Origin of the sequence: Streptomyces venezuelae, assembly GCF_008642355.1 — a bacterium.
Lineage (GTDB): Bacteria > Actinomycetota > Actinomycetes > Streptomycetales > Streptomycetaceae > Streptomyces > Streptomyces venezuelae_B.
Map to the genome: position 1 here is coordinate 7,940,951 of NZ_CP029193.1, position 25,146 is coordinate 7,966,096.

25 protein-coding genes are annotated in these 25,146 nt (G+C 71.2%); 15 read left to right on the forward strand and 10 right to left on the reverse strand.

Annotated features, from left to right (window positions below; all coding sequences use genetic code 11):
• Positions 1-77: 77 nt before the first annotated feature.
• The 3 genes from DEJ47_RS35875 to DEJ47_RS35885 all read left to right on the forward strand — a co-directional run bounded on the left by DEJ47_RS35875 (position 78) and on the right by DEJ47_RS35885 (position 3,241).
• Positions 78-1,025: a nucleoside hydrolase gene (locus DEJ47_RS35875; protein ID WP_150175280.1), complete on the forward strand. Its 948-nt coding sequence runs from the start codon at positions 78-80 to the stop codon at positions 1,023-1,025.
• On the forward strand, positions 1,022-2,479 hold the full coding sequence (locus tag DEJ47_RS35880) for an MFS transporter (RefSeq protein WP_150175281.1): 1,458 nt from the start codon (positions 1,022-1,024) through the stop codon (positions 2,477-2,479). The genes DEJ47_RS35875 and DEJ47_RS35880 overlap by 4 nt, the downstream gene beginning before the upstream one ends.
• Positions 2,480-2,650: 171 nt before the next feature.
• Positions 2,651-3,241 carry a lytic polysaccharide monooxygenase gene (locus DEJ47_RS35885; RefSeq protein ID WP_150175282.1) on the forward strand — a complete coding sequence of 197 codons (591 nt, stop codon included), beginning with the start codon at positions 2,651-2,653 and terminating at the stop codon, positions 3,239-3,241.
• 9 nt (positions 3,242-3,250) lie between these two features.
• Here DEJ47_RS35885 and DEJ47_RS35890 read toward each other — a convergent pair whose 3' ends face one another.
• Entirely contained in the window at positions 3,251-4,177 is a 927-nt protein-coding gene (locus DEJ47_RS35890; protein WP_150175283.1) for an SMP-30/gluconolactonase/LRE family protein, read from the reverse strand.
• Between the two features lie 85 nt (positions 4,178-4,262).
• Here DEJ47_RS35890 and DEJ47_RS35895 point away from each other — a divergent pair, with 85 nt between their 5' ends.
• The 4 genes from DEJ47_RS35895 to DEJ47_RS35910 all read left to right on the forward strand — a co-directional run bounded on the left by DEJ47_RS35895 (position 4,263) and on the right by DEJ47_RS35910 (position 7,920).
• Positions 4,263-4,706, forward strand: a complete 444-nt coding sequence (locus DEJ47_RS35895) for an Lrp/AsnC family transcriptional regulator (RefSeq protein ID WP_150176113.1) — start codon at positions 4,263-4,265, stop codon at positions 4,704-4,706.
• Positions 4,707-4,823: 117 nt separating this feature from the next.
• Positions 4,824-6,464, forward strand: a complete 1,641-nt coding sequence (locus DEJ47_RS35900; RefSeq protein WP_161237604.1) for a PP2C family protein-serine/threonine phosphatase — start codon at positions 4,824-4,826, stop codon at positions 6,462-6,464.
• Positions 6,461-7,555 carry a B12-binding domain-containing protein gene (locus tag DEJ47_RS35905; RefSeq protein WP_150175285.1) on the forward strand — a complete coding sequence of 365 codons (1,095 nt, stop codon included), beginning with the start codon at positions 6,461-6,463 and terminating at the stop codon, positions 7,553-7,555. The genes DEJ47_RS35900 and DEJ47_RS35905 overlap by 4 nt, the downstream gene beginning before the upstream one ends.
• Entirely contained in the window at positions 7,552-7,920 is a 369-nt protein-coding gene (locus DEJ47_RS35910; RefSeq protein ID WP_150175286.1) for an STAS domain-containing protein, read from the forward strand. The genes DEJ47_RS35905 and DEJ47_RS35910 overlap by 4 nt, the downstream gene beginning before the upstream one ends.
• Positions 7,921-7,929: 9 nt before the next feature.
• Here the strand turns inward: DEJ47_RS35910 and DEJ47_RS35915 are convergent, their stop codons facing one another.
• From DEJ47_RS35915 to DEJ47_RS35940, 6 genes are all read right to left on the reverse strand, one after another.
• Positions 7,930-8,694 (reverse strand): SDR family NAD(P)-dependent oxidoreductase, encoded by a 765-nt coding sequence (locus DEJ47_RS35915; RefSeq protein WP_150175287.1) that lies wholly within the window; start codon positions 8,692-8,694, stop codon positions 7,930-7,932.
• Positions 8,691-9,677, reverse strand: a complete 987-nt coding sequence (locus DEJ47_RS35920; protein WP_150175288.1) for an ornithine carbamoyltransferase — start codon at positions 9,675-9,677, stop codon at positions 8,691-8,693. The genes DEJ47_RS35915 and DEJ47_RS35920 overlap by 4 nt, the downstream gene beginning before the upstream one ends.
• Positions 9,674-11,002, reverse strand: coding sequence for an APC family permease (locus DEJ47_RS35925; protein ID WP_150175289.1), 1,329 nt, complete (start codon positions 11,000-11,002; stop codon positions 9,674-9,676). The genes DEJ47_RS35920 and DEJ47_RS35925 overlap by 4 nt, the downstream gene beginning before the upstream one ends.
• A complete protein-coding gene (locus tag DEJ47_RS35930; RefSeq protein WP_150175290.1) occupies positions 10,999-11,805 on the reverse strand; it encodes a hypothetical protein in 807 nt (268 codons plus the stop codon). Before DEJ47_RS35930 ends, DEJ47_RS35925 begins: the two co-directional genes overlap by 4 nt.
• A gap of 163 nt (positions 11,806-11,968) precedes the next feature.
• Positions 11,969-12,235, reverse strand: a complete 267-nt coding sequence (locus DEJ47_RS35935) for a hypothetical protein (protein ID WP_150175291.1) — start codon at positions 12,233-12,235, stop codon at positions 11,969-11,971.
• Positions 12,236-12,288: 53 nt separating this feature from the next.
• Positions 12,289-13,206: a LysR family transcriptional regulator ArgP gene (locus DEJ47_RS35940; RefSeq protein WP_150175292.1), complete on the reverse strand. Its 918-nt coding sequence runs from the start codon at positions 13,204-13,206 to the stop codon at positions 12,289-12,291.
• 67 nt (positions 13,207-13,273) lie between these two features.
• On the opposite strand from DEJ47_RS35940, the gene DEJ47_RS35945 reads away from it, so the two are divergent.
• A complete protein-coding gene (locus DEJ47_RS35945) occupies positions 13,274-13,888 on the forward strand; it encodes a LysE/ArgO family amino acid transporter (protein ID WP_150175293.1) in 615 nt (204 codons plus the stop codon).
• Between the two features lie 26 nt (positions 13,889-13,914).
• On the opposite strand, the gene thrS is transcribed toward DEJ47_RS35945, so the two are convergent.
• Both thrS and DEJ47_RS35955 read right to left on the reverse strand, forming a co-directional pair.
• On the reverse strand, positions 13,915-15,162 hold the full coding sequence (thrS, locus tag DEJ47_RS35950) for a threonine--tRNA ligase (RefSeq protein ID WP_150175294.1): 1,248 nt from the start codon (positions 15,160-15,162) through the stop codon (positions 13,915-13,917).
• Positions 15,163-15,345: 183 nt separating this feature from the next.
• Positions 15,346-15,537 (reverse strand): DUF4236 domain-containing protein, encoded by a 192-nt coding sequence (locus DEJ47_RS35955; RefSeq protein WP_150175295.1) that lies wholly within the window; start codon positions 15,535-15,537, stop codon positions 15,346-15,348.
• 274 nt (positions 15,538-15,811) lie between these two features.
• Here DEJ47_RS35955 and DEJ47_RS36690 point away from each other — a divergent pair, with 274 nt between their 5' ends.
• Both DEJ47_RS36690 and DEJ47_RS35960 read left to right on the forward strand, forming a co-directional pair.
• Positions 15,812-15,985, forward strand: a complete 174-nt coding sequence (locus tag DEJ47_RS36690) for a hypothetical protein (RefSeq protein WP_165283338.1) — start codon at positions 15,812-15,814, stop codon at positions 15,983-15,985.
• Positions 15,986-16,112: 127 nt separating this feature from the next.
• Entirely contained in the window at positions 16,113-16,400 is a 288-nt protein-coding gene (locus DEJ47_RS35960) for a hypothetical protein (RefSeq protein ID WP_150175296.1), read from the forward strand.
• Between the two features lie 328 nt (positions 16,401-16,728).
• Here DEJ47_RS35960 and DEJ47_RS35965 read toward each other — a convergent pair whose 3' ends face one another.
• A complete protein-coding gene (locus DEJ47_RS35965; RefSeq protein ID WP_150175297.1) occupies positions 16,729-19,674 on the reverse strand; it encodes a BTAD domain-containing putative transcriptional regulator in 2,946 nt (981 codons plus the stop codon).
• Positions 19,675-19,819: 145 nt separating this feature from the next.
• On the opposite strand from DEJ47_RS35965, the gene DEJ47_RS35970 reads away from it, so the two are divergent.
• The 5 genes from DEJ47_RS35970 (at position 19,820) to DEJ47_RS35990 (ending at position 25,105) form a co-directional block, all read left to right on the forward strand.
• Positions 19,820-20,686: a class I SAM-dependent methyltransferase gene (locus tag DEJ47_RS35970; RefSeq protein WP_150175298.1), complete on the forward strand. Its 867-nt coding sequence runs from the start codon at positions 19,820-19,822 to the stop codon at positions 20,684-20,686.
• A 91-nt stretch (positions 20,687-20,777) separates the two neighbouring features.
• Positions 20,778-21,083 carry a helix-turn-helix domain-containing protein gene (locus tag DEJ47_RS35975; protein WP_150175299.1) on the forward strand — a complete coding sequence of 102 codons (306 nt, stop codon included), beginning with the start codon at positions 20,778-20,780 and terminating at the stop codon, positions 21,081-21,083.
• Positions 21,080-22,579 carry a helix-turn-helix domain-containing protein gene (locus DEJ47_RS35980; protein ID WP_150175300.1) on the forward strand — a complete coding sequence of 500 codons (1,500 nt, stop codon included), beginning with the start codon at positions 21,080-21,082 and terminating at the stop codon, positions 22,577-22,579. The genes DEJ47_RS35975 and DEJ47_RS35980 overlap by 4 nt, the downstream gene beginning before the upstream one ends.
• Before the next feature lie 85 nt (positions 22,580-22,664).
• Positions 22,665-23,879 (forward strand): serine hydrolase domain-containing protein, encoded by a 1,215-nt coding sequence (locus tag DEJ47_RS35985; RefSeq protein WP_150175301.1) that lies wholly within the window; start codon positions 22,665-22,667, stop codon positions 23,877-23,879.
• Positions 23,880-24,007: 128 nt separating this feature from the next.
• Positions 24,008-25,105, forward strand: a complete 1,098-nt coding sequence (locus DEJ47_RS35990) for a GNAT family N-acetyltransferase (RefSeq protein WP_150175302.1) — start codon at positions 24,008-24,010, stop codon at positions 25,103-25,105.
• Positions 25,106-25,146 lie beyond the last annotated feature (41 nt).

Consider the following 25,146-nt stretch of genomic DNA (forward strand, 5'->3'; position numbering starts at 1 on the left):
GGAGAACGTTTTCCCTAGCGTCGCCGCACACGCACCACACGCGCAGCGCCCGCTCAGCCGAACAAAGAGGTTCCGCGATGCCCCGAAAGATCATCCTGGACTGCGACCCCGGACATGACGACGCGATCGCCATGCTCCTGGCGCACGGAAACCCGGATGTCGACCTGGTAGCCGTCACCACCGTGGTGGGCAACCAGACCCTGGAGAAGGTCACCCGCAACGCCCTGTCGGTGGCCCGCATCGCGAACATCACCGGCGTCCCCTTCGCCGCGGGCTGCCCCCGCCCCCTCGTCCGCGACGTCGAGAACGCCCCCGACATCCACGGCGAGAGCGGCATCGACGGGCCGGTCATGCCCGAGCCCACCCTGGCCCTGGACGAGCGCCACGCCGTCGACCTCATCATCGACACGGTCATGGCCCACGAGCCCGGCGAGATCACCATCGTCCCCACCGCCGGCCTCACCAACATCGCCCTGGCCGCCCGCAAGGAACCCCGCATCGTCGAGCGCGTCCGCGAAGTCGTCCTCATGGGCGGCGGCTACCACACGGGCAACTGGAGCCCCGTCGCCGAGTTCAACATCAAGATCGACCCCGAGGCCGCGCACATCGTCTTCAACGAGAGCTGGCCCGTCACCATGGTCGGCCTCGACCTGACCCACCAGGCCCTGGCCACCCCCGAGGTCATCGAGCGCATCGGCAAGGTCGGCACCGGGCCCGCCCTCTTCGTCAACGAACTCCTCGACTTCTTCGGCGCCATGTACCTGGAGGCCCAGGGCTTCGACGCCCCGCCCGTCCACGACCCGTGCGCCGTCGCCTACGTCATCGACCCGAGCGTCATGACCGTCCGCAAGGCTCCCGTCGACATCGAGCTCACCGGAACCCTCACCCTCGGCATGACCGTGACGGACTTCCGCGCCCCCGCCCCGGACGACTGCACCACCCAGGTCGCCGTCGACCTGGACCACACACGCTTCTGGGACCTGATCGTGGACGCCCTCGAGCGGATCGGTGACGTCAGCGCATGAACGCCCTCACCGAACCCGCCGCCGCTCCGGGCGGCGCCCGCGGCTCCCGCCCGGTGCGCATCGGAGTCCTGGTCACCGCGCTCCTCGCGGCCTGCTTCGCCTTCCAGCTCAACGCGAGCATGCTCAGCCCCGCCCTGAAGAACATCGAGGACTCCCTCGGCGCGACCTCCGCCGAGGTGGGCCTCACCCAGACCGCGTTTTTCACCTCGGCCGCTCTCTTCTCGCTCTTCCTGCCCCGCCTCGGCGACCTCGTCGGACGGCGCAAGGTCCTCGCGGGCATGCTCGCGCTCATGGTCGTGGGCTGCGTCGTCGCGGCCCTCGCCCAGAGCGTGCCGATGCTCTTCGCGGGCCGCGTCATCCAGGGCGTCTCGGGACCGACCGTGCCGCTCTGCCTGATCATGCTGCGCAACGAGGTCCACGAGCCGAAGAAGTACGGCACGCTCCTCGGCGTCATCACCGCCGTCAACGGCGGCATCGCGGGCGTCGACTCGCTGGCCGGCGGCTACCTCGCCGACCACCACGGCTTCCAGTCCGTCTTCTGGGCCATGGCCGGTGTCGCCGCGATCGCCACGCTCCTCGTCGCCACCCTCACCCCCGAGTCGAAGGCCGCCGCTTCCGCCGACAGCACGGACACCCGCATGGACTGGCCCGGAGTCACCCTCCTGGTCATCTCGGTCGGCGCGGCCCTGATCGCCCTCAACGAGGCGGGCAAGCTCGGCAATGCGAACTGGCCGCTCGTCGTGGGCCTCCTCGTCGTCGCCGCCCTCGCCTTCGCCCTGTTCTGGCGCGTCGAGGACCGCAGCAGCCACCCGCTGGTCGCCACCCGCCACCTGCGGCAGCGCTCCACCTGGGCCCTGCTGCTCACCACGGTCCTCACCATGACCGGCGTGTTCGCCGTGATGAACGGCATGATCCCCGCCTTCGCGCAGGATGCGCAGGCCGGATTCGGCATGAGCGCCGAGCAGTCCGCCTGGTGGACCCTGACGCCGTACGCCCTCGCGGGCCTCGCCATGGGCCCCCTCGCCGGACGCCTCGCGGCCACGTACGGCTACGGACGCGTCCTGCGCCTCGGGCTCATCGGCTCGGCCGTGACGGTCGCCCTGATGCTGTTCACGCTGCACGCCGACTCACGCCTGCTGCTGCTCGCCGCGTCGATCCTGATCGGCGTCACCTACGCGGGCGTGGGCAACATCGTTCTCAACGGGCTCGGCATCGTGCTCTCGCCGAAGGAGAACCCGGGCTTCCTGCCCGGCCTGAACGCGGGCGCCTTCAACCTCGGCGCGGGGCTCAGCTTCGCCGTCCTGTACGCCGTGCAGACCGCCGCGGAACCGGCCGACAAGACGTCACCCGCCGGCTACACGGCCGGGATGATCGCCGGTGTCGCCCTCATCGCGGCGGCCTTCGCGACGTCCTTCCTCATCCCCAAGCCGGTGGAGGCGGAAGCCACGGAGTGAGCGGTGCGGGTTGCCCCGGCGGAAGGAGCCCACGGGTCGTCGGCCGGGGCTCCGCCCGTCGGGGCTTCATTGGTATGGACATGCTCAACTCGCCGGACTAGCCTCGAACTTGGTCTAGACCGCGTCGGACGTGTGACCCCACCGCATCCTCTCGGACCACGGGAGCACCTCATGCGCAAGAAGCTCACCTCGTTACTCCTGGGCCTCGGCCTCGCGGGATCGGCCATGCTGGCCACCAGCGGCAGCGCCCAGGCCCACGGCTACACCGACTCGCCCGTCAGCCGCCAGCAACTGTGCGGCAACGGCACCGTCCGCAACTGCGGGCAGATCCAGTGGGAGCCGCCGAGCGTGGAGGGCCCCAAGGGCTTCCCCGCGCGCGGGCCCGGCGACGGCCACATCTGCTCGGGCGGCATCGGACGCTTCTCCGAACTGGACGATCCGCGCGGCGGCAAGTGGCCCACCACGAAGCTCACCGCGGGTCAGAGCCACACCTTCGTCTGGCGCATCACCGCCCGCCACGCCACGACCGACTTCCGCTACTACATCACCAAGGACGGCTGGGACCCGACCAAGCCGCTGACCAGGGCCGACCTGGACCCGCAACCGTTCCTCGCGGTGCCCTTCGGCGGCCGTCAGCCCGGCTCCACGGTCACCCACGCCGGCGTCCTTCCCCAGAAGACCGGCCAACACATCATCCTCGGCGTCTGGACCATCGCGGACACCGGCAACGCCTTCTACGCCTGCTCCGACGTCCGCTTCTGACGCTCGACCTCAACGACGCACGCGCGGCAGCCCGGTGACAGCCATGACCAGCGAGTACAGCGAGCTGGTCGCGGTGATGAAGAGCCGGTTGTTCTTCGGGCCGCCGAACGTGATGTTGGAGACGGGCTCCGGCACCCGCAGCCGCCCGATGAGGGTGCCGTCGGGGTCGTAGCAGTGCACCCCTCCCACGATGGCGGCGGCCCACAAGCGGCCGCCGTCGTCGAAGCGGATGTTGTCGAACCGGCTGACGTCGTCCTTCGCCTCGGCGAACACCTTCCCGTCGGAGAGCGTGCCGTCCTCGCGCACGTCGAAGACCCGGATGCAGCCGCCGCGCGTGTCGGACACGTACAACTGCCGCTCGTCGGGCGAGAAGACGAGTCCGTTCGGCGCCCCGAAACCGTCCGCCACCAGACGCACCTCGCCCGTCGACGGGTCGATCCGGTACACGTTGAGGCCGTCGATCTCGGGCTCGGCGCGGTGTCCCTCGTAGTCGCTGGTGATCCCGAAGTCCGGGTCCGAGAACCACACCGATCCGTCCGAGCGGACAACCGCGTCGTTGGGGCTGTTCAGCCGCTTTCCCTCGTACCGCTCGGCGAGCACCGTGATCCTGCCGTCCGGTTCCGTGCGCGTCACCCGCCGGTTGCCCTGCTCGCAGCTGATGAGGCGGCCCTCCCGGTCGAGGGTGTTGCCGTTGACGTGCCCGGCGGGGGAGCGGAAGACGGAGACCGCGCCCGTCGACTCGTCCCACCGCAGCAGCCGGTCGTTGGGGATGTCGCTCCAGACGAGCTGACGCCAGGCGGGGAGGTAGAGAGGCCCCTCGGCCCACCGGCAACCCCCGTACAGCCGCTCCAGTCGGTCGTCGCCGTTCGCGCAGCGCCCGGTACGGAACCGCTCGTCCAGGATCTCGTACAGGGAAGTGCTGTCATTGCCGGACATGAATACCCCTTCGCGGTCCCAGGCCGAATGATGTTCGGTTGATCGTGACTATGTCAGAACGCTGTATGGTTGCGCCATGGTGACCGTGGATGACATCGACCGTCGGCTGATCGCGCTCCTTCAAGAGGACGCGACCATCTCGTACGCCGCGCTCGGCAAGGGAGCCGGTCTCTCCGCGGGCGCCGCCCACGAGCGCGTGCGCAAACTCCGCGAGCGCGGAGTCATCCGGCGCACGACCGTCGAGGTCGACCCGGCGGCCCTCGACCGCGGGGTGCTGGCCTTCGTGATGGTCGAATCCACGGCGTGGATGGGCGATTCCGCCGACGCGTTCGCGGCCATCGCGGAGATACAGGAGGCCCACGTCATCGCGGGCAGCGCATCGGTCCTGTTGAAGGTCCGCACGTCGACGACCGAACAACTCCAGGACGTACTGCGTCGCCTCTACGCGATCGACGGCGTCAGCGGCACGCAGGCCACGGTCTCCCTGGAGACGTTCTTCGAACGCCCTGTCGCACTTCTCACCGGATGAGCGGGTTGCCAGGAGGGCGCCCCGTGCGGGATCGTTGCCGCAAGGCAACATTTTCCCTCTGAGTTGGTGAGGTGAGGGACTCGCCCAGCGGGTCCTCGATATTTGGTCTCCCCCCACATGCAGACCGCCGCCCTCACGGGACCCGACTTCCCGTGGAGCGGAGCCCCCTACCCGGTTCTGGTCGCCGACGCGACGGGCTTCCTCGCGCAGTGCAACGCCGCCGCGCAGGCGCTGCTGCCCGCCGCCCGTCCCGGGGCGCGCCTCGACGCCGTGGTCCCGACCTGGCTGTCCGCCGCCCACGAAGCGACACGCCTGCCAGGACCCCGAGCCGCACAGGAATCGGACGCCCCGCTCTCCGGAGCGATCGAAGGACGCCGTTTCGAAGCGCACCCCAGCGTGCGGGACGACGGCACCGTCGCCTGGTGGCTCGTCGACCAGACGGACCAGCAGCTCGCCCGAGAAGCCCTGCACATGGAGAGAGAGCGGACCGCCTTCCTGGCCAAGGCGTCCAGCACGCTGCTCTCCTCCCTCAACCTCGGGCGCTGCATGGACGTCACCGCGCAGATGGCCGCCGAGAACCTCGCCGACGCGGCGCTCGCCATCGCACCGGCACGCGGCCACCGCCTGCCCGTGGTGACCTGCCTGCGCGGCGGCACCCCCACCACGTCGGAACAGGCGGTCGACCCCGATGAGGTCCCCGGCCTCGGCGAGGCCCTGCGCGGCTTCCCGCCGGTGCCCTCCCGGTGGATCGACCCGTCGGCCGCGCCGGAGTGGATGATCCCCGAAGGCTTCGGCCCCATCGGCGCCATAGTGATCACCCCGCTGCCCGGCCACGGCGTTCCGGCCGGCGCCCTGGTCCTGCTGCGCAAGGAAGGCGGTGTCGGCTTCACCGAGAAGGAGGAGGTCTTCGCCCGCCTCTTCGCCGCACGGTCCGGCGCCGCCATGTCGGCCGCCCGGCTCTACGCGGAGCAGACGGCCATCACCGAAGTGCTCATGCGGGAACTGCTGCCCCCGGCCCTGGAACAGATCTCCGGAGTGGACTTCGCCGGCCGTTACCGCCCCTCGGCCGACCACGAGCGCATCGGCGGGGACTTCTACGACGTGCACCCGGCCGCCGTCGAGGGTGAGCCCTCACTCGTGACGCTGGGCGACGTCTGCGGAAAGGGCCTTGAGGCAGCCGTTCTCACCGGCAAGATCCGCAACACCCTCCACGCTCTGCTGCCGATGGCGGACGACCACCAGCGGATGCTCACCCTCCTCAACACCGCGTTGCTCAACTCCCACCACACCCGCTTCGCCACGCTGGTCCTGGCCTCCGCCGTCCGCAGGGACGACGAGGTGCACCTGCGGCTGACCAGCGCTGGCCACCCGCCCCCGCTGATCATCCGCGCGAACGGCACGGTCGAGGAGGCCGACACCCGCGGCACCCTGGTCGGAGCCATGCCGAACGTTCCCGCCCGCACCACGGCGGTCACGCTCGCGCCGGGGGAGACGTGCATCCTCTACACCGACGGCATCACCGAGGCCCAGGGCGGTCCGATGGGCGACGCGCAGTTCGGCGAGGGGCGCCTCAAGCGCGCCCTGGCCGGATGTGCCGGAATGCCCTCGGAGGGCATCGTGGACCATGTCCACATGCTGGCCTCCCAGTGGCTCGGGAACCGTCGCCACGACGACATGGCCGTCGTCGCCATTTCCGCACCCCGCGCTCACCACCTGAGCGCGATGAACGGGCGCACTCTGGGCAGGCGCACCGCATGAGTACCAGTACCCCGCCCCGCCCCCGGACCGCGGCACCGCCCTCGGAACTCGCCGACGGGTTGTGGGCAGCCGTGTCGGTCGGCGACGAGCGCGCGGCCACCGACCTCCTTCTGCGCGCGCTGGACCACGGCGCCGACCCGGAGTCCGTTCTCGTCGACGTGATCGCCGCCGTGCAGAGCAGAGTCGGCGAGGAATGGGCCGCGAACCGCCTCAGCGTCGCCCAGGAGCACGCCGCCACCGCCATCAACGAACGCGCCGTCGCGGCCCTGGCCCTCCACCCCGCCGCCCGAAGAACCGCCGACAGAGGCCGCATCACGGTCGCGTGCGTCGACGGCGAATGGCACGCCCTGCCCGCCCGGCTCCTCGCCGAAGTGCTCAAACTGCGCGGCTGGCGCGTCGACTACCTGGGCGCACAGGTCCCCGTACCGCACCTCATCTCCCACCTGCACACCACCCGAGCCGACGCCGTCGCGCTGTCCGGTTCGATCGCCACCAGGCTCCCCACCGCACACGCGGCGATCACCGCATGCCAGGCCGTCGGTGTCCCCGTCCTGGTCGGCGGTGCCGCGTTCGGACCCGGCGGCCGCTACGCCCGCCTCCTCGGAGCCGACGCCTGGGCGCCCGACGCCCCGACCGCCGCCGACCGCCTCGCCGCGGGCCGACTCCCGCGCCCGCAGACCGACCACCAGCAGATGGACGACCTGCCGCACCTGGCCGACCAGGAATACACGCTGGTCACCCGCAGTGGCGACGCCCTGGTGCGCGCCGTCTTCGGCGCCCTGGAGGACGCGTTTCCCGCGATGCGCGGCTACGACGAAACGCAGCGCGAACGCACGGCGGAGGACCTCGCGCACATCGTCGAGTTCCTCGCCACCGCCCTCTACCTCGGGGACGAGGCCCTCTTCAGCTGGTTCGTCTCCTGGACCGCCCGGATCCTGGAGGCCCGAGGGGTGCCCGCGGGCTCCCTCCCCCCGGCCCTCGACCTCTTCCTGCACGAGCTGAAAGACTTCCCACGGGCGACCCGCATCCTCCGACGCGGCCTCGAAGCCCTCACCACCGATCACCCCACCGCGCCTGGACCGCCCGTATGACCACACTGCCCCCCGCCCTCCGCCTGGCCACCGCGGGCACCGCGGACACCGTCCGCATAGAGATCACCGGCGACCTCGACTACGACAACGCCGAGTACCTCCTCGCCGAGGTCACCGAGCAACTCGCCGCCCGGCCCGGACTCCAGGACATGCACCTGCACTGCGCGGGCGTCGCCAACGTCGACTCCATGGGCCTGTCCATCCTGCTGATGGTCGGGCGCCGCACCGCGGAGACCGGGACGCGGCTGCACCTGGACGACCGGCCCCCGAACCTGGAGCGGCTCCTCGACCTCACCGGCACGCTCGAATACTTCACGGGAGCGGCGGCCCCCGATGCGGACCCCGCCCCCGACGGCGCCCGCTGAGGGGCCGCGTCAGATGCTTCCCCCGCCGTCGACGGAGAGCACGCTTCCCGTGACGAAGTCGGCGTCGGGGCCCGCGAGGAACGCGACCGCGGCCGCGATGTCCTCGGGCGTCCCGATCCGGCCGAGCGGCCGGTCCGCGGCCTCGGCGAGGAACTCCGCGTCGGACTGGCCCAGCTGCCGTGCCTCGCGGGCCAGCATCGGCGTGCGCGTGTCGCCCGGGGCGACGCAGTTGACCCGGATGCCCGCCGGACTGTGGTCCAGCGCCATCGCCTGCGTCAGCATCACCACACCGGCCTTCGCCGTGCAGTACGCGGCCGCCTTCTCCCCGGCGCGCAGCCCCCACCCGGAGGCCACCGTGACGATGCTGCCGTGCCCCGCACGCTCCATCAGCGGAAGCACCGCACGGCACACGAGGAACACCGAGTCCACGTTGTCCGCGAACGACCGGTGCCAGTCCTCCAGGGACAGGTCCTGCACCGTGCCGCGCCTGATGCTCCCCGCCACGCAGCACACGTCGGTGATGCCGCCGAGCCTGCCCACGACCTCCTTCACGAGGGCAAGTACCTCCTCCTCGTCGGAGACGTCGCACAGGAACGCCTCGGCGTGCCCGCCGTCGGCGCGGATGCCACGGGCCACGGTCTCCGCCGCGTCGTCCCGGTCCACGACCGCGACGGCCGCGCCCTCGTCGGCGAGCCGTCGCGCGACGGCGCTGCCGATGCCTCCACCGCCCCCGGTGACCAGCGCCACCCGGGCGCCGGACCGCCCCGCCCTCATCGCCCGCCACCCGTGAGTGTGCCGTCGAACAGCTGGGTGAGCAGGGCCTTCTGGGTGTGCAGGCGGTTCTCCGCCTGCTGGAAGATCCGCGACCGCGGTCCGTCCTTGACGTCGGCGTCGACCTCCTCGCCCCGGTTGGTGGGCATGCAGTCGAGGAACACCGCGTCGTCGCCGGCCAGTCGCATCAGCGGTTCGGTGATCCGCCACCGGTCCGCGAGCCGCGTCCGCGCCTGGATCTCCTCCTGCCCGGCGAGGGTGGGGGACTTCCAGCTGAGGGTGTAGACGGCGGCGCAGTCCCGGACGGCGTCCTCCAGGTCCTCGGTGAGGTCGACGCGCGCGCCGGTGCGGGCGGCGATGTCACGGGCGGCGCGGGTCACGCGCTCCTCGGGGGCGAAGCCGGGCGGGTGGGCGACGGTGACGCGGTGGCCGAGGAGAGCCGCGGCCATCATGGAGGAGTGCAGGACGCCGGGGGTCTTCTGCCGCGGGGAGTAGGACCAGGCGTACACGATCCGTCGGGACGGAACCTCCGCGCCGTACAGTTCGCGCAGTGTCATGAGGTCGGCGAGGACCTGGCAGGGGTGCTCCTCGTCGTCCAGCGCGTTGATGACGGGGATCGTGGCCTGTTCGGCCATCGCGCGCAGCCTGCGGTGTCCGGCGCCGTAGTCGTTCATGTCGTACCAGCGGACCACGAGGGCGTCGAGGTAGCGGTTGAGCACGCCGATGGTGTCCTCGATCGACTCGCGGTTGGCGAGCCGCAGTTCCTCCACCCCGTACGGGTAGCTGTCGGCGCCGAGTTGGGAGGCGGCGACCTGGAACGAGACACGGGTCCTGGTGGACGGCACGTTGAAGAGCAGGCCTATGCAGCGGCCTGCCAGGTGGGCGCGGGAGTCGTCGCCGCGTTTCATCGCTTCGGCGAGGTCGAGCAGGGAGCACATTTCCTTGGCTGAGAGGTCCTGTATCCGCAGGATGTGTCGCGCGGTCACGTGAGTACTCCTGTGTCGGTGGACGAGGGGACGTGCTTCCGCAGTCGGCGTTCGGCGATGACGGAGAGGAGCAGCATCGCGAGCGCGATGACGACGCTGACGCCGAAGAACGGCAGCATCGCGACGGTCGTCGCGATGAGCAGCAGGTTCAGGCGGGCGGCGCCGCCCCGGGGGAGGAGGCGGGCGGCGGCGAGGAAGGCCATGAGGAAGATGAGCAGGTAGGTGGCCGAGGAGGCCTTGATCAGGGTTGTCTCGCTGGAGTCGGTGGCCAGGAGCAGCAGCACCGACACGGCGTAGCCGGGCAGGAGCGCGAGGACGGCGCGCGCCGGGACCCTGCCCTGCCGGGAGAGGCGGCTGAGCCGGGCCGGAAGCAGGCCGTCCCGGGCGAGTGCGAAGACGACGCGGGAGGTGCCGAGGCACCAGGCGTTGGTGGTGAGCAGCAGCAGGACGCCCGCGACGAGATACCCGGTGCTCTCGAGTCCGGTGCCCGTGGCCACCTGAAGGAGGCGTACGAACGCCGTCAGGTCGGACTGGCCCGCGGACGCCTCGGGCAGGGCCACGGAGACGGTGAACGCCATGGCGAAATACAGGAGCCCCACACCGCTGACGGCGTAGAGAATCCCTTTGGGAAAGGTGCGTTCGGGATCCTTCACCTCTTCGGCGACCGGGGCCGCGTTCTCCCAGCCGATGAACCCGAAGAAGCAGATGAGCAACGTACTGCCGAGGGAACCCCAGCCGTGCGGGGCGAACGGGGTGAGGCGTTCGTAGTCCCCTTGGGGCAGGGCCAGGCAGATGACGACGGCGAGCAGCAGCACCACGGAACCGAGCACCACCATCTGCGCGCGTGTACTCACCCTGATTCCCCACAGGTTGAGCGCGACGCAGAACACGATCACGGCGGCGCCCGCGAGGAGCGAGGCCCGGTTGGAGGCGGCGGGATCGATGGCCGCGAGCAGGTAGCGGCCGGCCGCGAGCCCCAGCACGGGATTGCCCGCGAGCAGGGTGAGAAGCAGGAAGACGGCCGCGATCCTGCCCGCACGCGCGCCGAACGCCGCTTCCACGAACTGCGCGACGCCCTTGCTCGTGGGATGCCGCACGGACATCTTCGCGAAGACGAGTGCGAAGGGACAGCTGTAGAGGATCAGCACTCCCCACGCCACGAGGGACAACGGTCCTGCCTCCGCCCAGGCGAGGGCGGGGATCAGCAGGACGCCCGCGCCCATCACGGAGGTGACGTAGTGCGCGACGAGCCCCGAAGTGCCCAACTGACGGACCAGTCGAGGGGGCCCGGGCGTCGCCGCCGTGGCCCCCTCCACTGGGGTCATACGGTCTGCTCCGCCTGATCTGTGTGGTCCATCCGCCCAGTCTGGTCCTCGCGGGAGCCGTTCCAGAGCCCGTCCATGGTCTCGTGGCTGATCGGCTTGTGCAGGTCGGCGCGGGAGGCGTAGCCCATGTTGATGATGAGGCGCCGCCCGCCGGTGAGCGGGTAGACGCGGTGCAGGGTGGTGTCGGTCCGCATCAAGTACAGGTCGCCGGGCCGCAGTTCGAAGGAGTGGATGGGCTGCGAGATGAACTGGCGGTGCAGCTGCGGATCCTGCTTGTTCCAGTACGTGCGGGGCACGCACTGCACGAATCCGCCGTACTCGGCGGGCGGACAGGCGACCACCCAAACGAGCGCGAAGCTGTAGTCGTCCCAGTGCCACCCGTGCGTGTCACCGGACTGCTCCAGCTCGGTGATCACGTACCGCTCCGGCTCGTAGGGGCAGGGGAGCACCGGCTCACCGGCGACCCGCGTCAAGGCGTCGAGCAGCTCCGTGGACGCGTACAACCGCGGGATCACCGTCCCGTGTTCGCTGATTTCCTTGTGGCGCACATTGCGCATCAGCCGTGGCGTGCCGCCGGTTTCCTTGAAGCTCATTTTACGCCGCACGCCATGTTCGGCGACGAGATCTTCTATTTCCTCGGCGACCGCCGATTTGACTCGGTCGGGCACCAAGAAGGGTAATTTCGTGAATCCGTTCAGGAGGAAATCGCTGCGCGCGCCCTCCAGATCGCGTTGCTCTACGTTGGTGACGAGATGTTCCGAGAGGGACTGAACGAGGCCCCCGATCCGCTCGCCCGGTCGCATGACCAGCTCCCCACGTGGTCGGTACGAGGTTTTGCGACGACCGTACCCGCTCGGCCTGTGGTCCCGAGAAAAAGCGATGCGTTCAAGCCAGAGTGCATGATTTGCATTGCGGCTTTCCGCATACCTTGACGCCGGTGACACTTTTACGCGGCGGTTCTTTTTGTCACCCCGCCGGGGCGACCCGTACCGAAAGGCCGTAATCCAGTTCGGCCCCGTCGACGAGCACCGCTTCGACGGCCCGGGTCTCCGGGTCGATGTCGGCCTCCATGCCGTCGCCCACGTACCGCGGGCAGCCGGAGGCGCCGGTCTTGCCGGTGGCCACCACGAGCGCCGAACGCAGCGCCCCGGCGGTGCCGCCCTCCGCCGTTCCGTCGCCCTCGGTGAACTCGGGCACCAGCAGAAGCTCGTAACTCTGCGGATCAGTGTTCATGCGAGTGACGCTAGACAGGACTCACGGGCGCCGCACGTTCTGTTCGCCCCATGTCACTGATCGAGCGCCGTCCCGGCCGCGGCCACCACCGCGTCCGCCATCGCGGCCAGCGCGGGAGAGTCCAGCTTCCACTGCTGCCAGAACAGCGGTACGTCCACCACCCGGTCGGCATCGAGCAGGACCAGCGTGCCCGCGCGCAGCAGCGGCTCGGCCTGCGCCTGCGGCACCACACCCCACCCCAGACCTGCCTCGATCGCCTCGACGAAACCGCGCGACGAGGGGACGTAGTGCCGCAGACGGCTCGCGCCACGCCCTCCCGTCACCTTGCGCGCGAAGTCGTCCTGCAGGGAGTCCCGGCGGTCGAAGAAGATCACGGGCGCGTCCGCGAGGACGGCCCCCAGCGGCACGCGCGGCCAGTCCCCGAGCCGCCGCGCCACGAAACCGGGCGAGGCCACCGGCAGGTACCGCATCCGGCCCAGCCGCCGCACCGTACAGCCCGACACCGCGTCCGGCGACGACGTGACCGCCGCCATCACCGAGCCCTCGCGCAGCAACGACGTCGTATGGTCCTCGTCCTCGCGGCGCAGCTCGAAACAGGTGCTCAGCTCGTCCGGGATCCGGGCCAGTGCGGACAGGAACCACGTGGCGAGGGAGTCGGCGTTCACCGCGACCGGCAGCACGGCGGCCTCTCCCGTGTCGCTGATGCCGAGCTCGGCGCGCGCGTCGCGCTCCAGGCGGGCCAGCTGCCGGGCGAAGCGCACCACGACCTGCCCCGACTCGGTGGGCCGCACCGGCTTCGTCCGCATCAGCAGGACGCGGCCGGTCCGGCGCTCCAGCGCCTTCACGCGCTGGCTGACCGCCGGGGGCGTGACATGCAGCGCGGCCGCCGCGGCGTCGAAGGTGCCCTCGTCGACGACGGCGAGAAGGGTCCGCACGTGTTCGAGGGGCAGCTCGGACAGCGATGACTTCATGATTGCTTAAGCTACATCAGAATCATTACCTGTACTTAGGCCATCGAAGATCCTTAACGTCGAAGTCATGGGAACAGCACTGACCGCCGCCGCTGCCGGATTCGGCACCGGACTCTCGCTCATCGTCGCCATCGGCTCACAGAACGCCTTCGTCCTGCGCCAGGGCATCCGACGCCAGTCGGTGCTCAGCGTGGTCGCCATCTGCGCGCTCTCCGACATGGTGCTCATCGCGGCGGGCGTGGCCGGTGTCGGCACGGTGGTCACGGCCTGGCCGCCCGCGCTGACCCTCGTCGGCCTCATAGGCGGAGGCTTCCTCCTCTCGTACGCCGTGCTCGCCGCACGCCGCGCCCTGCGCCCCACCGCCATGACGGCGACGGGCGCGACGGCCGGGTCACGGCGCGGCGCACTGCTCGCCTGCCTGGCCATGACCTGGCTCAACCCGCACGTCTACCTCGACACCGTCCTCCTCCTCGGCTCCGTCGCCGCCGGCCACGACGCGCTGCGCTGGGCCTTCGGGGCGGGCGCGATGCTCGGCAGCGTCTGCTGGTTCGCCGCGCTCGGTTACGGCGCGCGGCTGCTCAGCGGCTTCTTCGCGCGCCCCGCCTCCTGGCGCGCACTGGACTTCCTGATCGCCGCGACGATGACGGTCATGGGTCTGACCCTGCTCATAGGCGCGCTCTGAGAGCCGGCCGCCCTGCCTTCGAAGCGCTACTCGGTGTCCCACAGCTCGGTGCGGTGCGCCCCGACGAGGGCGTCGATGCGGGCCAGGGCGTCGGCGCCCGGCATCGGGTCGAGGCGCCGCCCGTCGCGCAGCCGCAACGCCACCAGGCCCTCGGCATCCTCCTGCGCGCCGATGACGGCCTGGTAGGGCACGAGACGCGCGGCTCGCACGCGCGCACCCAGGCTGCCGAGCTCGGGCCCGGCGAGCTCGGCCCGCAGACCGGTGTCCGCGCACCTGCGCAACAGGCGCTCGGCGCCCGGAAGTTGGGTCTCGGACACCGGCAGTACCGCCAGCTGGACGGGTGCGAGCCAGGCGGGGAACGCCCCGCCGTGCTCTTCGACGAGGTGCGCGACCGCTCTCTCCACGCTGCCGATGATGCTGCGGTGGACCATCACCGGGCGGTGTCCGGCGCCGTCCGCGCCGATGTAGCGCAGATCGAACCGCTCGGGCTGGTGGAAGTCGACCTGAACGGTGGAGAGGGTGGACTCGCGGCCCGCCGCGTCCACGACCTGCACGTCGATCTTCGGACCGTAGAACGCGGCCTCGCCCTCGGCGGCCTCATAGGACAGCCCGGAGCTGTCCAGCACCTCGGTGAGCAGGGCGGTGGACCGCCGCCACTTCTCGGGATCGGCGACGTACTTGCCGCCGGGCCCCGGAAGGGAGAGCCGGAAACGGGCGGGCCGGATCCCGAGCGCCTCGTACGCCCGACGGATCATCCCCAACGCGGCCCGTGCCTCGTCGGCGACCTGGTCCAGGGTGCAGAAGACGTGCGCGTCGTTGAGGTGGATGGCGCGAACACGGGTCAACCCACCCAGCACACCGGAGAGTTCGGCGCGGTACATGCCGCCGGTCTCGGCCATGCGCAGTGGCAGTTCGCGGTAGCTGCGGGTGCGGGAGCGGTACATCAGCGCGTGGTGCGGACACAGGCTCGGCCGCAGCACCACCTGCTCGCCGCCCAGCTCCATCGGCGGGAACATGTCGTCGCTGTAGTGCGACCAGTGCCCCGAGATCTCGTACAACTCCCGCTTGCCGAGCACGGGTGAGTACACGTGCCGGTAGCCCGCGCGCCGCTCGGCGTCGCGGACGTACTCCTCCAGGGCGTGCCGCACGGCGGCCCCGTCCGGCAGCCAGTACGGCAGTCCCGCCCCGATCAGCGGATCGGTGCCGAACAGGCCGAGTTCACGGCCGAGTCTGCGGTGGTCGTGGTCCTGAGGGTGGTCGGCGGCGGTGTTCACAGGTGGTCTCCTCGCGGACGTGGGGCGAGTGACCACAAGCCGAAGCCCCGGGGCACCCGCCCCGGGGCTTCGGACTCAGACATCGGTCAGCGCGCCGGGACACTCTCCGGCGTCGTCGTCATCGCAGCGCGCTTGTTCATGCCGGGGACCGTAACAGTGGACGCCCCTTCACGGCACGCGCTTTTACCGCCGCTTCGTCGTACGGCGCCAGCCGAAGGGTCCCGGCAGGTCCATCGACGTCGTGCGGCGGCCGGTACTGCTGTGGGTGCGCCGGGGGCCGTGCCGGCCACCCGTGGTCAGGGACCAGGAACGCTTGTTGATGTTCAGCCGCACCCCGGGAAGGATCCGGAGACTCTTGCGGAACGTGAGCGGCATGGACGCCTCCTTGGGCCCGTGTGCGAATCCGTCTGCGGGTTCTCCGAGTACCCGGATACGTCCGTCGCTCACCTGTGTCAGGGGCCCGCGTCCGGACGGTCACGGTACGGGCCCTCACCGACCCCCTTCGCCCCGCGCGTGTGAAGGTGGTCACAAGCAGGCGTCTCATGATCGGGGTCGGGTCCCATCGAGGTACCGAGTTCGCGTAAGGTCGCGGGTCGGCCGCCCACGGCGGACCAGTCCGACACCGTCACCGAACAAGGAGCCGCAGGTCATGCCGGCCAATGACGCCACCCAGGCGCCGATCTACCACACGCTCGTCCAGGAACACGGCGATGTCGTCGCCACCGCCCGCAAGGTCGCGGAGGAGACCCAGCAGACGGCCGAGGACCTGCTGGACTTCAGCACGCCCGCGCGGGCCGGCACGTCCGCGGCGCCCGCGTCCTGAGGCGCGGGCGCCCGGCAGGGGCGCGGCACGGGCGGGTGAGGGCGGGGACGGGCACTCGGGGCCCTCCGCCACCGGACGTTCCGGCCGCCGTTCGCGTCGGCGCCGCCCCATCGGACAAGATGGCGCGATGGACTACGAGTTCTGGAAAGACATCCACGAACGCGGCGGCATCCCCGCGGTCAAGACGGCGCTGGAGGCGCTCCCCGGCGATCTCGCGCCGCGGGACGCGGACGCCGCGACCGAGATGGCCCTGAAGGTCATCGAGGACGACATCGCCCGCATCAACGCACGCGCGGACCGCGCCGAGGAACGCGCCCGCCGCCTCGCCGAGCAGGCCCGCGAGGTGAACGAGCAACTCACCGAGCACGCGGATCGGGGGGAGCGGGGGGCATCGCCCGGGACCGCGGGGGAGTAGGACGCCTGGGCGGCACCGCCGGGCGGCTCCGGCCGGACGAGCGGATCGTGCGCGCCGCCACGGTACGTGCGCACCGCCACGTCACGTGAGCGCCGACCCTGTACGTGCGCGTCGCTCAGTCATGTACGTGCCGCTCCTTTACCTGCGCGTCGCTACGTCATGGGCGCGCCGACCCTTCATGTGCACACCGCCACGTCATGTGCGTGCCGAGCCTTTACGTGCGCCCCGCTACGTCACGTAAGCGCTGACCCTGTCGCGTGCGCGCCGCTACGTCATGTGCGACCCACCCCCTCGCGTGCACGCCGACCTTCACGTGCGAGCCGCCCCCTCACGTACGTGCCATCAGCCGCACCATCGCCGTGTCGTACCGCGCCTGCAGCCCCGTGTCCGCCGACACCCTGAGCAGCGCTCCGAGCGCGCGGACCGCGCCGTCGTCGTAGCCGGACGACTCCGCCTCACGCGCGGCGGCTTCCAGGCGGCGGATGCCCTCGGCCTCGTCGCCCATGCCGAGCAGCGCCTCACCGATGACGATCCGCAGCAGCACCCGTGCCGCAGGCGACGCCTCCGAAGGGGCGTCGAGGTCGAGCGCGGCGACCGCCGTCTCGAAGGCGGGCTGCCACTCCCGTGCGTCGAGACGGTGCCGGGCGAGGTGGTAGAGCGCGAGGCGCTCCGTGTTCCGGTCGCCCACGCTGTGCGCCAGCTCCGCGGCCAGCGCGCAGCCCTCGGCGGCCTCCTCGGGACTGCCGAGTTCGGACTGCGCGAGCGACAGGTTGATCAGCGCCGTCGCCTCGCCCCGCCGGTCGCCCGCCCGCGCGGCGAGCACGGGTGCCGCCTCCAGATGAGCCAGCGCCTCCGACGTCCGGCCCTCCTCCGTCAGGACCCACCCCAGCAGCGCACGCACCCGCGACTCGGCCCGCGCGTCCCCGTCGGCCTGCGCCGCCTCAAGTGCCGTACGCAACAACGGGGTCCAGTCGTCCCGCACCCGCCAGACGATCTGCGGCCACAGCGCGAGGACGATCCGCCACGTCCTGCCGTGCAGCCCGGCGGCACGCGCGGCAGCCGCAGCCAGCGCCAAATCGTCGCGCTCGGCCGCGTACCAGGCCATCGCCTGCTCGCGGTCGGTGAACTCCCTCGTGGCCTGCGGCGGACGGAAGTCCGTGGGCAGCGTGAAGCACGACTCGTCGCCCGGTTCGGCCGCGTCGGCGGCGGCGAGCGCCGTGGCCACGCTGTGGTCGAGGCCGCGCACCAGCGCGTCGGGCCCGGCCTCCAGACCGCGCGCGTACAGCCGTACGAGATCGTGCAGCGTCCAGCGGTCCGGCGCGGTCCGGATCACGAGGTGCGCCGCGGTGAGCTTGTCCAGCGCGGCGGCCGCCGTCTCCGGGTCCGTCCCCGCGAGAGCCGCCGCCGCGTACCGGTCGACATGTGTGCCCGGGTGCTGACCGAGGTGCGCGAAGTGGTGCGCGGCGTCGTCCGGCAGCCGCCGCACCGTCAGCCGCAATGCCGCGCGGACGCCCGTGTCCTCCACGTCCAGGAGGCTCAACCGGCGTGACTCGTCGGACAGTTCCGCGCTCATGGAACTCAACGGCCAGTCCGGCTGGTCCGCGAGACGGGCCGCCGCGACCCGCAGCGCGAGCGGCAGCCCACCGCACAGCTCCGCGAGGCGGCGGGCGGCCACCTCTTCGGCGAGCACCCGCTCCTGGCCGAGCACCGCGGCGAGCAGCGCGGTGCTGTCCTCCGGTTCGAGTACGTCCAGGGGGACGGGCCGCGCCGCGTCGGAGGCGATGAGCCCACGCAGCCGGTACCGGCTCGTCACCACGGTGACGCACTCGGCGCCGCCCGGCAGCAACTCTCTGACCTGCTCGGACGCCCGCGCGTTGTCGAGTACGACGAGGATCCTGCGGTCGGCGCAGAGCGAACGGAACAGCGCGGAGGCACCGCGCGCCGACTCGGGTATGCGGCGCGGCGCGACACCCAGCGCGAGCAGGAACTCCCGCAGCACTTCGAGGAGGGCCGGCTCACCCGTGTCGCTGAAGCCGCGCAGGTCGGCGTAGAGCAGCCCGCCGGGGAACTGCTCGCGGTTGCGGTGCGCCCAGTGCGCCACGAACGCCGTCTTGCCGACGCCCGCGGGGCCGGTGACCAGACAGACGGGCGCTTCGCCGGCGGCGGCCCGGGAGAGGGCGGTGAGCTCGGCGGCACGACCGTGGAAGCCGCGGGGCATGCGGGGGAGGAGGTCGACCGTGGAGGACGGTGCCGGTATCGGTGGGGCCGGAGGTGCGGGGGGCGTGACGGCTGTCGGCGGGAGGGGCGAGGCCGGGGGTGCGGCCGAGGCTGAGGCGGGGATCGAGGGAGGTGTGGCTGGTGCTGAGGTCGAGGCTGAAGCTGCGGCTGTGACGGAAGACGAGGCCGAGGCCGATCCCGGTGGGGCGGCTGTGACCGAAGGTGAGGGCGAGGCTGAAGCTGCGGTTAAGGATGACGTTCGTCCGGAGGCCGGGACAGCGGGCGCGCCGGACCGTCGCGCCGCCCCGTCCGCCTCATCGTCCCCACGCAGCACGTCCGTGTACGCGTCGGCCAGCTCCCGGCCGGGATCGACCCCCAGCTCGTCGGCGAGCAGCCGCCGCGTGCGGTGGAACCAGTCGAGGGCCTCCGAGCGGCGCCCCGCCCGCTGCAGCTCCCGCACGAGCGAGGCGGCCAGCGACTCGCGCAGCGGGTGAACGCTCGCCTCCGCACGCAGGACCGCGGCGGCACGGGCGTGCTCCCCCATCCGCGAGTAGGCCGTCGCCAGCGACTCCACGGAGGCGAGCCGGAGTTCCTCCAGCGCCTGCGCCGCGGCCTGCAGCGGCTGACTCGGATACGCGCCGGTCAGTGCGGGGCCCTGCCACAGAGACAGCGCCTCCTGGTACATCGCCACCGCGTCGCCGGGCGCCCGCTGACCGCGGGCCAGCGTCACCAGTTCCTCGAACCGGTGGGCGTCCAACAACGACTCCGGCATGCGCAGGACGTACGCGGTGCCCTGGGTGAGCAGTTCGACGCCGAACATGTCGGCTTCGGCGCTGTTGAGCAGGACCCGCAGCCGCGACACATGGCCCTGGATGACGCCGCGTGCCCGCGCGGGCGGCTCGTGGTCCCACAGCGCGGCAGTGAGCTGGTCGACCGGGACCGGATGGTTCGGTCGGAGCAGCAGCGCGGCGAGCAGGCTGCGCCGCTTTGCGGGGCCGAGGGGCAGCACGCCGACCTCAGTGGCGACGGAAACCGCTCCGAGCAGCCGAAACTCCACTGATGAACTCCTCTTGCGGACACCTTGACGGCGCCTTGATGACACCTTGCGGGCAAAGATCCGGATGAGCGAAAAGAGTACGTTCTGGGTGCGGCCCCGCGTGACGGGGGAGCGCGATACGAAGCGGAAGAGACGGTGAGCGGGTGTGGCGGCTGACTGGCGGTGGGACGAGACGCTTTTCCGGGGCGCGGCGGCCCACTACGCGCGCGGACGTCTTCCGTACGCGCCGGGGCTGGCCATGGCACTCGCCGAAGCCCTGGAGCCGGACGGCACGGGACGCCTCATCGACGTGGGATGCGGCCCGGGAACCCTCGCGCTGACGCTGGCCCCGCTGTTCCGCGAGGTCGTGGGCGTGGACCCGGACGTCGGGATGATCGCCGAGGCGGAGCGGGACGCCACCGGGCGGGAAGTGGCCGGACGCACGCACTGGGTGTGTGCGAGGGCGGAAGACCTGCCCGCCGGACTCGGCACGTTCTCCGCGGCCACCTTCGGGCAGTCCTTCCACTGGATGGACCAGGTGCTGGTGGCGACGACCGTCAAGAGGATGCTCCGACCGGGCGGGGCGCTGGTGCACATCTCTGACCTGAAACCCGAGGCGGGGGGCGAGGCGGGGCGGCCCGACGAAGACCTGCCGCATCCGGCACCGCCCCGCGCTGCCGTCGACGACCTCGTCAGGACGTACCTGGGACCGGTGCGCCGAGCAGGCCGCGGCGTACTTCCGCACGGCACCGCCGGAGGGGAGCGCGAGGTGCTCAAACGTGCCGGATTCGCCGGGCCGCAGCGTCTCGTCGTCCCGGGCGGGCAGGTCCTGGAACGGTCGGTCGACGATGTCGTGGCGGAGGTGTTCTCGATGTCGAGCTCCGCACCGCACCTGTTCGGCGACCGACGCGACCGTTTCGAGACGGACCTGCGGACGCTGCTGCGTGCGGCGTCCGCCGCGGACCGATTCTCCGAACGCGGCCCGAGCACCGAGGTGTTCATCTGGCGCACCCTGCGAAACGACGCGTCCTGAACGTGCCCGACATGCCGACGCGCCGACCTCGGCGCATGCGTAATCCGCGTGCCATGTGCGGATAACGCGCAGGCTTGGATAGGGTGCGGTCATGGGGATGTCTTCCAGCGAGCGACTGCGGGCGGCCGTGGCCGCGTTGATGCGGCTCACCGGCGACACACAGGCGAGCCTCGCCGCCGTACTTGGTGTCGACCAGACGCAGGTGTCACGCCGTCAGTCGGGTACCGCCGCGTGGAGCCTGGACGACTGCGACGCGATCGCCGCGTACTACGGCATCGACGTACTCGACCTCCTCGCCGGTCCCACGCGCGCGTGCGACGCACTCCCCGCCGGCCACCGCCGTTCCGTCCCGAGGCGACGTGCCGCGGCCGACGAGCCGAAGGGGGTCCGTCCGTGAGCGACTTCGACGCGATCGACGCACTCCTCGCCGTGTCGGGGCCCGAGGCGCAGCTGCCCCCCGCAGAGGAGCGCCGCGCCCTGCGCGAGGCACTCAACCTGTCCCAGGCGCAGGTGGCGCGCGCCATCGGCGTCAGCCCGACCACGGTCGGCGGCTGGGAGTCGGGACGGGAGCCGACGGGGGCGGTACGGGAGAAGTACGCGTACTTCCTGGAGTCGGCCCGAACGAAGCTCGACCCGCAGCCGCAGCCGCAGCCGCAGCCGCAGGCCGAACCGAAGCCGGTCGTCGCATCCGAACCCCCGCCCGGCCCCCCATCCGCGCCCGAACCCGTTTCCGAGCCATGCGTCCTGTGCGGGGAGCCCGCGACCGAGCAGCTCGAAGGCTTCACGCAGCACCTGGACCCGGCCAAGTGCGGCACCACGGCCGCGAGCCAAGCCCCCGCAGCCACGTCGGCACCACCCGCACCCGCACCCGCATCCACACCGACCCCCACCCCGGCCCGCACCCCCGTGAAGCTCGTCCGCACCGGCCGCCGCGCCACGACCGCCGCAGCCGAAGGCCCGAACACTCCCGACGCCATCAGCCGCGCCGTGCAGGACGCGCTCGCCGCCCACGAGGGCGACCTGGAAGCCGCCACCGCCGCCCTGGTGAAGCGGGCCATTCCCGATGCGATGGCCCTGCTCGACGAGACCCGCAAGGGCGGTCGCTACGACATCGTGGCGCACCCCTGGATCCCCGACATCCTCCGCAAGCAGACCTCGCGGGGCCCGGACCAGATCTGGGAGGCCCGCCCCAAGTGGACCCGGGCCGAACTCCCGCCGGGCGCGCACGAGGTGACCGCCCTCGACATCAACGGCGCCTATCTCTCCGCGCTCAAGACGCACCTCCCGATCGGTCAGCTGGAGCACTCCACCGGCTTCGGCCACGACCGGCGCCGCGCCGGCGTCCACCTCGTCACGCCGCCCGCCTGGGAGCACGAAGGCGTACTGCCGAACCCGATCGGCAACCGTGACGAGCCGGGTCCGCTCTGGATCACCGAGCCCACGCTGCGCCTGCTCCTGCGCCTGTCGTCGCCGAAGTACGGCCTGTGCGACCCGCCCACGATCCACGAGTCGTACACCTCGGGCGCCACGGAAGGGCTTCTGGAGAAGTTCCGCATCGCCCTCAAGGACGCCCGTGACCGGGCGATCGGCGAGGACGACGAGGTGACGCTGGAGTACGTGAAGGCGATGTACTCCAAGTTCGTCGCCACAATGGGGGAGTCCAACTACAACCGCGAGCTGTACCGCCCGGACTGGATGCACCTGATCCGCTCGCAGGCGTTCTCCAACCTCTGGATGAAGGCCTACAAGGCGTACGACGAGGGCCTCACCGTCGTCCGTGCGATGGGCACCGACGAGCTCCACGTGATCGGCGACTGGCAGAGCGTCTTCCCCGAGGGGCGCTCGGTCGCCGAGGTGAAGGTCAAGGACCGGTACACCGTCGGCCGGGACTGAGAGCCTGTCAACCCGCTGCCCTTCGCGGAGGTCTTGTGTCTGGGGGGGGCGACAGAGCCCCCCAGGACACCTGCGAGGAGTTGGCATGGCGTTACGCAAGCGCACGAAGACCGGTGTGGTGGGCATCGTGGCGGCAGCGGTCGCGGCGACCGCGTTCGTCGCCCCGGCCCGAGCCGAGACGGACCGAGGGACGGACCGGACCGGGGCGGACCGGGTGTCCGCGGACGAGCACCCCGGGGCCTCCACGGACAGACACCACCGGGCCACCCGACGCGCCATGGAAGCGGCCGTGCGCGCCGGCACCCCCGGTGTCGCGGCGCAGGCACGCGACGCGCGCGGCGTCTGGTCGTCGGCGGTGGGCGTCGGCGACCTCGAATCCGGCGCGCCGCGCGGCAAGCACGACCGGTTCCGCGTCGGCAGCATCACCAAGTCGTTCGTGGCGACCGTTCTCCTCCAGATGGAAGCGGAGGGAAAGCTCGACCTCGACGACAGCGTCGAACGGCACCTCCCCGGGCTCGTGCGCGGCAATGGGAACGACGGCCGAAGAATCACCGTGAGACAGCTCCTCAACCACACCAGCGGGCTGTTCGACTACCTCGCCGACGAGGAGTACAGCAAGACGTATCTGGAAGGCGACGGCTACCTCACGCACCGGTACGACACCCTGCCGCCCCGGAAACACGTGGCCGTCGCCCTCTCCCACAAGCCGTTGTTCGAGCCCGGTGCCAAGCACTCGTACTCCAACACCAACTACATCCTGGCCGGGCTGATCATCGAGAGGACCGGGGGCAGGACGTACGAGGCGGAGGTCCGCGACCGGATCATCGAGCCGCTGAAGCTCAAGAACACCGTCAACCCCGGCAACGGCATCCATCTGCCCGAGCCCAGCAGCCGCGGCTACGCGAAACTCTTCCCGTCCGACCCCGACCGGATCGACGACATCACCGAGATGAACGGCTCGCAGGGATGGGCCGACGGGGACATCATCTCCACCACCGGTGACCTCAACCGTTTCTACGACGCGCTGCTGCGGGGCAGGCTCCTGCCGCCGAAGCAGCTCAAGGCGATGAAGACCACGGTGGCCGTGCCCGGCGCGCCGGACATGGCCTACGGACTCGGCCTCTCACGGATCAGGACCAGTTGCGGCACCACGCTCTGGGGCCATGCCGGCGGCATGGTCGGCTGGCTCTCCATGGCGTACAGCACGGAGGACGCCCGGCACCAACTGTCGTACAGCTACAACGCGGACTGGGACGGCGAGTCGATGGGCGCGATCCTCGACGCCGAGTACTGCGGGTGACCCGGCGCCGGCCCGTGCCTCTCGGCACGCTCGTGGTCGGCGCTCTTGACACATGCGTACGCTTTCGCGACCTTTGAGCCTCGCAGGGCGGGCGAGCGGTCAGCTCGCGGAAGGGCGGTCGGCCTGAGATGGACATCACGATCCACCGGCTCGACGGACTCAGCGCATCGCTGCGCGTGGCCTGGCACCGGGCGATGGACGAGTCGCCCCAGTTCGCCAACCCCTTCCTGGCACCGGAGTTCGCGATGGGTGTCGCCCGGCACCGGGGCGGGACCCACGTGGCGGTGTTGCGCGAGAAGGGGGAAGCCGTCGGCTTCCTGCCCTTCGAGCGCAACGCCTTCGGCGTGGGCCGCGCCATCGGCCTCGGCCTCTCCGACTGCCAGGCTCTCGTGCACCGGCCCGGAGTCACCTGGAACAGTCGTCAGCTGCTGCGGGCCTGCGGGCTCTCCGTCTTCGAGTTCGACCACCTCGTCGAGGAGCAGAAACCATTCGGCCCGTATGTCACCGGCACCTTCGCCTCCCCCGTCCTCGATCTGAAGGTCGGTGAGGAGGAGAGCTACGCGGAGTGGCTGCGCGGCGCCTATCCGGGCCTGGCCAAGACGACGTTGAAGAAGGAGCGCCGCCTCGGCCGCGACGTCGGCGCGATGCGGTTCGTCCACGACGAGCGCGACCCCGAGCTCCTGCGCACCCTCATGCGCTGGAAGTCCGCCCAGTACCGCAGGACGGGCCGCATGGACCGCTTCGCGCGGCCCTGGATAGTCGACCTGGTGCACGATCTCTTCCAGGTCCGCGAGGACCACTTCACCGGCGTGCTCTCCGTGGTGTACGCGGGTGACCGGCCGGTGGCCGCGCACTTCGGGCCGACGTCGCGCACCGTGTCCGCCGCCTGGTTCACCGCGTACGACCCGGAACTCGGCTACTACTCGCCGGGCCTCGTCATGCATCTCCGGATGGCGGAGGCCGCGGGCCGGGACGGCGTGCGGATCATGGACATGGGACGGGGCGACAAGGAGTACAAGGACTGGCTCAAGACCCGTGAACTGCGCGTCGGCGAGGGGTTCGCGACCCGCCCGCACCCGGTGGCCGCGGCGCACCGGCTGTGGCGCAGACCCGTGCGGGGCCTGCGCAACACGGTCCTGGCCCACCCCCGGCTCAGGGAACCGGCCGACCGGCTCCTGAAGACCATCGGCACGCTGCGCACGTCACGCGGAGGTGCCGGGCGCTGAGAGCGGCGGCCCGGTGCGACAGACGTACGGAAGCGGTACCG